At 73.5% G+C, this 6,600-nt stretch carries 8 protein-coding genes; 2 read left to right on the forward strand and 6 right to left on the reverse strand.

Annotated elements, in window-relative coordinates; all coding sequences use genetic code 11:
* Window positions 1–1,095, forward strand: a 1,095-nt coding sequence (locus ECOMGDLI_RS21685) for a HAMP domain-containing sensor histidine kinase (protein WP_088318946.1), incomplete at its 5' end; no start/stop codon positions are given.
* Here ECOMGDLI_RS21685 and ECOMGDLI_RS21690 read toward each other — a convergent pair.
* Entirely contained in the window at window positions 1,056–1,673 is a 618-nt protein-coding gene (locus tag ECOMGDLI_RS21690) for a cyclopropane-fatty-acyl-phospholipid synthase family protein (RefSeq protein ID WP_088318947.1), read from the reverse strand. The two genes, ECOMGDLI_RS21685 and ECOMGDLI_RS21690, sit on opposite strands and share 40 nt — an antisense overlap.
* 175 nt (window positions 1,674–1,848) lie before the next feature.
* Between ECOMGDLI_RS21690 and ECOMGDLI_RS21695 the strand changes: the two genes are divergently transcribed.
* Entirely contained in the window at window positions 1,849–3,048 is a 1,200-nt protein-coding gene (locus ECOMGDLI_RS21695; RefSeq protein WP_088318948.1) for an FAD/NAD(P)-binding oxidoreductase, read from the forward strand.
* 2 nt (window positions 3,049–3,050) lie between these two features.
* Here ECOMGDLI_RS21695 and ECOMGDLI_RS21700 read toward each other — a convergent pair whose 3' ends face one another.
* The 5 genes from ECOMGDLI_RS21700 to ECOMGDLI_RS21715 form a co-directional block, all read right to left on the reverse strand.
* Window positions 3,051–3,821, reverse strand: a complete 771-nt coding sequence (locus tag ECOMGDLI_RS21700; protein WP_233153581.1) for a GntR family transcriptional regulator — start codon at window positions 3,819–3,821, stop codon at window positions 3,051–3,053.
* 54 nt (window positions 3,822–3,875) lie between these two features.
* Window positions 3,876–4,133, reverse strand: a complete 258-nt coding sequence (locus tag ECOMGDLI_RS21705; RefSeq protein WP_088287926.1) for a metal-sensitive transcriptional regulator — start codon at window positions 4,131–4,133, stop codon at window positions 3,876–3,878.
* A gap of 50 nt (window positions 4,134–4,183) precedes the next feature.
* The gene (locus ECOMGDLI_RS35435) at window positions 4,184–4,327 is read right to left on the reverse strand and encodes a hypothetical protein (RefSeq protein ID WP_198955082.1); all 144 of its coding nucleotides are present in this window, start codon (window positions 4,325–4,327) and stop codon (window positions 4,184–4,186) included.
* 70 nt (window positions 4,328–4,397) lie between these two features.
* Complete coding sequence (locus ECOMGDLI_RS21710) at window positions 4,398–5,858, reverse strand: NAD(P)/FAD-dependent oxidoreductase (RefSeq protein WP_088318949.1); 1,461 nt, start codon at window positions 5,856–5,858, stop codon at window positions 4,398–4,400.
* A 343-nt stretch (window positions 5,859–6,201) separates the two neighbouring features.
* Window positions 6,202–6,600: rhodanese-like domain-containing protein (locus ECOMGDLI_RS21715; RefSeq protein ID WP_143447839.1), on the reverse strand; the 399-nt coding region annotated here is incomplete at its 5' end.

Genomic DNA, 6,600 nt, shown 5'->3' on the forward strand with positions numbered 1-6,600 from the left:
ATGAGCGGGACGGGGGCCACGGCGGGGGGTGGCGTGCAGGTCACCGAGCCCGTCGTCGCCGGCGGTGCGCGGGTCGGCACCGTGCTCCTCACGTTCCCGGCGGCCGACGCGGGCGGACGCCGCCTGGCGTGGTCGTGGATCCTCGTCGCGGCGGTCGCCGCGGTCGGGGTCGCCGTGGCGGCCGGTTGGTACGTCGTCCGCCTCCTGACCCGCCCGCTCGTCGCGCTCACCGACGCGACGCGGGCCTTCGGGGCCGGCGACGTCACCGCCCGCCCGGCCGAGCGTGGCGTCGGTGAGCTCGGCGAGCTCGCCGGGGCCTTCGACCAGGCCGCGCAGGCGGTCGCGGAGCAGCAGCGGCTGCGCCGGCAGATGACCGCGGACGTCGCGCACGAGCTGCGCACGCCGCTCACCGCGCTCCAGGCCGGGCTCGAGGAGCTGCGGGACGGCCTCGTGGAACCGGACCGCGAGACGCTGACCCGGCTCCACGACCAGGCGCTGCGGGTGACCCGCACCGTCGCCGAGCTGTCCGAGCTCTCCGCCGCGGACGCCGCCGCGGCCGGTCTGCACCGGGGCCCGGCCGACCTCGGCGCCGTGACCGCCGAGGCGCTCGACGCCCGGCTGCCCCAACTGCGCGCCGCCAGGCTCGTCGTGACCCCGGACCTCGCGGCCGGCGTCCGCGTGGCGCTCGACCCCGACCGCTGGCACCAGGTCGTCGGCAACCTCCTCGACAACTGCGCACGGCACTGCCGCCCGGGGGACACCGTCCGGGTCGAGGTGGCGCCGGCGGAGAGCGGCACCGCGCGGCTCGTCGTCGCGGACAGCGGGCCGGGGATCGCCCCCGACGAGCTGCCCCATGTGCTGGAACGGTTCTGGCGCGGCCGCGACCGGCACGCCGTGGCCGGCTCCGGGGTCGGCCTCGCCGTCGTGGCCCGGCTCGTCGAGGCGCACGGCGGCACCGTCGACGTGACGTCCGACGGGGCCTCGGGCACCACCGTGACCGTCACGCTCCCCGCCCTGCCGCGCACCCCCGGCGCGCCGGACGCCGGGCGGTCGGGTCAGCCCCTGCGGAGGACGACGAGCGCGTCGACCGCGTGACGGTCGCCGTCCCCGACCGGGCGGAGCACCCGCTCGGCCCGCTCGACGGCGAAGCCGCTCTGCGCCGACGCGTCTGCGAGGTCGTCGAGGACGTCGGCCTCGGTGTAGAGCACCGCCGGGTCCTGCGGGCCGCCGACGCCCTCGGCGAGGTTGTCGCTGTGGTGCGCCACGACGACCAGCCGGCCACCTGGGGCCACGCAGCGGGCGGCGTTCGTGAGCACCGCGCGCCGGGCCGGCGCCGGGAGCTGGATGTAGACGACGAGGGCCAGGTCGTACGTCGTCGACGGTTCGAAGGTCGTGAGGTCGGCCCGCTGCGTGGTCAGCCGGTCGGCGTCCGCGCCGAGCCGCTCTGCGGCGAGCTGCCGCGCCCGGTCGAGGGCGACGCCGGAGAAGTCGACGGCCGTCGCCCGCCAGCCCTTCGCGGCCAGCCACAGGGCGTTGCGGCCCTCGCCGGCGCCGAGGTCGACCGCGGTGCCGGCCGGCAGTCCGGCGCAGACCTGCTCGACCCAGAGGTTCGGGCCGGCGGACCAGACGAGCTGGCTGCTCGCGTACCGGGTGTCCCAGTCGGTGCTGTCCACGCTGCTCCTCCGTCACGGCCGGAACGACCGCCGGTCGACGCGGACCGGCCTCTCGCGGCATCACGCTACCAGTCACCTCTTGACATCTCCGAATGTCCGGACATCCTATATTCCGTACGGTTCATCGCCCCGTCTGCCGTGCTGCCCTTGAACGTCCACCGCCGAAGGAGTCGCCATGAGCACGTCGAGCCACCGTGTCGTCATCGTCGGAGGGGGCTCCGCGGGAGTCACCGTCGCGGCCAGGCTGCGCCGCGCGGGGGTGCGCGACGTCGCGATGGTCGAACCGTCGCAGGACCACTGGTACCAGCCGCTGTGGACCCTCGTGGGCGGCGGCCTCGCCGACGTGGCCCGCTCGCGCAGGCCCCAGTCGTCCGTGATGCCCAAGGGCGTCACGTGGATCCAGGGGCGGGCCGCGGCCGTGGACCCGCAGGCCTGCACCGTCACGCTCGAGGACGGTCGGACGGTCGGGTACGAGTACCTCGTCATGGCCCCGGGCATCCAGCTCAACTGGGGCGGCATCACCGGGCTGCCCGGCGCGCTCGGCCGGGACGGCGTCTCGAGCAACTACGACCACGCGCTCGCGCCGCGCACGTGGGACTTCGTCCGCGCGACCACTCGGGGCACGGCTGTGTTCGCCCAGCCGGCGGGGGCCATCAAGTGCGCGGGGGCGCCCCAGAAGATCGCCTACCTCGCAGCCGACTACTGGCGGCGGCAGGGGGTCCTGAAGGACATCGACGTGCATCTTGTGCTGCCGACGCCGGGGATGTTCGGGGTCCCCGAGTTCGCCCGGATCCTCGAGAAGGTCGTCGAGCGGTACGGCATCACCGTGCACTTCAACAGCGAGGTCGTCGAGGTGGACGGCGGCGCGCGCGAGGTGATCATCAGGGACAACGCGAACGACACGAAGGAGCGGATCGGCTACGACGTCTTCCACGCCGTCCCGCCGCAGTCCGCGCCGGACTGGGTGCGGCAGGGCCCGCTCGCGGACACGAGCACCCCGGCGGGGTACGTCGCGCTCGACAAGCACACCCTGCGCCACGTGACGTACGGGAACGTCTTCGGCCTCGGTGACGCGGGCTCGACGCCGAACTCGAAGACCGGGGCCGCCGTCCGGCACCAGGCCCCGGTCCTCGTGAAGAACCTGCAGGAGGTGATGTCCGGCGGGGAGCCGTCCGCGGAGTACGACGGGTACGCCTCGTGCCCGCTGACGACCGCCCGGGACAGGATGCTCCTCGCGGAGTTCGACTACAGCCTCAAGCCCGCGCCGAGCATCCCGATCCTCGACACGACCCACGAGCATCGGGACTTCGGCCTGCTCAAGAAGTACGGGCTGCCGACGCTCTACTGGAACCTCATGCTCAAGGGCCTGGCCTGAACTCAGCCGGGCCCGGCGACGGCACCCACGGACCAGCCGCGCGCCGTCCAGTCCGCGACGACCGACCACCGGTCGCCGCGGACGACGGTGACGCGCCGCTCGACGAGGCGGGTGTCGGCGTAGCCCGAGCGCTCGACGGTGAGGCAGGCGACGCCGCGCGGGACGGCGAGCAGCGCCCGCTCGGCCGGTGCGGGCACGGTCGCGCTGATCCGCTCCCGGCCGCCGGTCACCCGGACGCCGCACCGCTCCGCGAGCTCGTCGTACAGTGCGCCTCGCGTGAAGTCGGCCTTGACGAGCGGTGCGGCCAGCGAGGCGGGCAGCCAGACCCGGTCGTGCGCGAGCGGGACCCCGTCGGCGAGCCGGACGCGTTCGAGGTGGAACAGCCGCGCCCGCTCCGGCAGGCCGAGTGCGGCCGCGGCCTCGGCGTCCGTCGTCAGCGACTGGTCGAGGATCTCGCTCGTCTGGGTCATGCCGCGGTTCTCGACCTCGCGGAAGAGCGAGTACAGGCTGCCGAGCGGCTGCTCGATGGCGGCCCGGACCTGGGTCGGGCGGCCGCGCGCGGAGTCCAGCACCCCGGCCTCGCGCAGCCGGCGCAGCGCCTCCCGCACGGTGTGCCGGGAGACGTCGTACCCCCGGGCGATGTCGAGCTCGCCGGGGAACGCGGTCGCGAAGTCCCCAGCGGTGAGGCGTCGGGACAGGTCACGCTGCAGCTGGGCCCACAGCGGCAGCGGGTCCTGCCGGTCGAGCGGGCGTGCGCCGGGGTCCGCGGGCACCGTGCTCCTGTCCGTGCCGGGCGGCCGTGCGCCGCCGTGTCCGGACAAGCGTACTCAGGCGAGCGAGATGAACAGCTTCTCGATCTCCTCGGGCGTCATGTCCCGGTCTGCCTCGTCGGTGAGCAGGCACTCGGCCAGGCTCGCGGCGACGAGCTTGTAGCCGGCCCGGTCCAGCGCCTTGGAGGCCGCGGCGAGCTGCGTCGCGACCTCCCGGCAGGAGCGGCCGCTCTCGATCATGGCGATGACCCCCTCGACCTGGCCGCGGGCACGGCGCAGGCGTGAGGTGATCTCCTTCTGCGCAACGGGGTCCATGGACCGACGGACCGGCCCGGCCCCCTGCTCGGGCTGCTCGGACATCGCGGTCAGTGCCCCTTGCCGATCATCCGGATCATGCGCACGTTGACCACGGCGAAGCGCCACAGCTGGATCGGCAGCGAGTGCCGCCGTCGCAGGGTCTTCGCGGTGGGCATCGGCGCGGTGGCGATGCGGTCGTCGACGTCGCTCATGACGTCCTCCTGTGGGGTCGGGCGGACCGGCCTGGCCGGCCGGGGTCGTTCGGCTCGTTCGGGCGTGCGGTCACTCGGGGATGAACGCCCAGCCGGGCCGGGCCTTCGCCTTGTAGATGAACAGGAAGTGCAGCAGGTGCTTGATCCAGTGCGCGCCCAGGCCGATCTCGCCGTACGTGTCCTTGAGGCTGCGCCCGGTCTCGGGGTACTTCACGGGGTCGGGCACGACGGGGTACATCGTCATCGCGGCGGCGGTGCCGGTCCGCAGACCCGCGCCGGCCGAGGCGATGCAGGCGGCACCCATGTGCGCCATGGAGGCGGTGTGCGTCGGGACCGCGGCGCCGGAACGCACCATGTCGGCGATCGACCGCGCGACCTGCCGGCCCATGACGCCGGACGGCATACCGGTGCGCGGCGGCGCGGGGGCGATGACCGTACCGTTCGGGCTCGTGCGCGGGCGGGAGATCGCGTGCGGCGGCGCGAACGCGATGCCGACCGCGAAGACGTTCGGGTAGGCCTGGGTGACGTACGTGGAGGGCCAGTCCTCGGCGCGCCACTCCTCGAACGGCTTGGCGGTGTAGTCCGCGTCGACCTTCGTGAAGCCGTTCGGCGCGAAGAGCCGTTCGGTGATGTCCGCCCCCGCCCGGTCGTAGGCCTTGAGGTCGGCGCCCCGGAACGGCGGGAGCAGCATCGCGAAGTCGAAGGACAGCTCGTGCCGCTCGCCGTCGAGCGTCTCGTAGTGGACGACGCCGGGCTCGACCCGCTCGACGTGCGCGCGCAGGATCGCCTTGACGCCGCGCTCGCGGAACAGCGACTCGGTCCACGTCTGGCTCGACGTGACGAAGCCCTGCTGCGCGAACGACATCCCGCCGACGCCGAAGTCGCCCAGCTCGTTCTCGTTGCTCAGGTAGACGATCTCGGCGAGGTCGCGCACCCCGGCCGTCCGCAGCTCGTGCTCGACGTTGAAGGTGTACTCGAAGGCGGCGCCCTCGCAGGTGCACATCCCGTGGCCCATGCCGATGACGATCCGCTGCGGGTGCCCCGCGCGGAGCTTGGCGACGACCTCGGTGAGGGCGCCGGCCGTCTCCTCGGCGTGGCTGGGCGTGCAGACGGACAACGAGTTCCCGCCGTCCGGGCCGAGTCCCGGTGTCGCGGCGAAGTTCAGTCGCGGGCCGGTGGCGTTGACGAGGTAGTCGTAGCGGAGCTGCTCCTCCTGGCCGGAGCGCTCGGGCGAGGTGTGGACGACGTCGACGCATCCGGTGGGGTCGTCGTCCGTCCCCTCCGGCCGGACGGCGACGGCCTTGGCCTGGACGTAGGTGATCCCCTTGCGCTTGTACACGGGTGCCAGCGGGAACGTCACCTGCTCGCTCGTCATCCGGCCGACGCCGACCCAGATGTTCGAGGGGATCCAGTTCCACTTCGAGTTCGGTGAGACGACGACGACCTCGTGCTGCTTCGGCAGGAGCCTGCGCAGGTGGAGGGCCGCCGTGTGGCCGGAGATGCCGGCTCCGAGGACGACGATGCGGGCCATGTTCAGGCTCCTTTGCCTGGGGTGTTCGGTGTGGCGGCAGGAGCGGCCCGGGGTGGACGCCGGGTCGTCGTGTGGTGCGGGCGGTGCTTCAGCGTGTGGTTCGGCGGGAGCGGGACCGGCTCAGCGGCAGGTGCACTGCTTGTCGCGCGGGACGCTCGCCATGACCTGGTCGACGTGCATGCCGCAGCCGGTCCAGGTGACCTTGCGGCAGCGGGGGCAGACGGCGGGGCTGCACATGAGAGGTGTCTCCTTCTCCCGGCCCGGACGGGGCCGTTGTCCTGTGGTCTTGGATCGATCGTATACCCCGGGGGGTATGTAGTCCAGTGTGCGTCGCCCGCCCGGCCTAGGAGGTGACGACGGTCCGGCCGGCCTGGGTCCAGGCGGTGATCCCGCCCTCGAGGTCGGCGACGTGGCCGAACCCGTCCGCCTGCATCGCTTCGAGTGCCTGGCCGGAGCGGTTCCCGCTGTGGCAGTAGACGGCGTAGGTCTTCGCGTGGTCGAGCGCCTGCATCTGCGCGACGAAGTCCCCGGCGTTGAAGTCGACGTTGACGGCGTCCGGCAGGTGACCGGTCGCGAACTCGGCGGGCGTGCGGACGTCGAGGACGACGACCGACGGCGTCGAGGCCAGGGACGCGAACGCGTCGACGCCGATGTGCTTCACGCCGTCGACGGCGGTGACGGCGCTCCCGGCGCTGCCGGACGACGACCCGCAGCCGGCGAGGGCCAGGGTCGCGGTGAGGAC

The organism is Kineosporia sp. R_H_3, assembly GCF_002198675.1.
In the GTDB taxonomy this organism is placed as follows: Bacteria; Actinomycetota; Actinomycetes; order Actinomycetales; family Kineosporiaceae; genus R-H-3.

Excerpts from the sequence above, each read along its gene's own strand:
- ECOMGDLI_RS21695 (WP_088318948.1), top strand. The coding sequence starts at position 1,849 with ATGAGCACGTCGAGCCACCGTGTCGTCATCGTCGGAGGGGGCTCCGCG.
- ECOMGDLI_RS21705 (WP_088287926.1), bottom strand. The coding sequence starts at position 4,133 with ATGGACCCCGTTGCGCAGAAGGAGATCACCTCACGCCTGCGCCGTGCC.
- ECOMGDLI_RS35435 (WP_198955082.1), bottom strand. The coding sequence starts at position 4,327 with ATGAGCGACGTCGACGACCGCATCGCCACCGCGCCGATGCCCACCGCG.
- ECOMGDLI_RS21710 (WP_088318949.1), bottom strand. The coding sequence starts at position 5,858 with ATGGCCCGCATCGTCGTCCTCGGAGCCGGCATCTCCGGCCACACGGCG.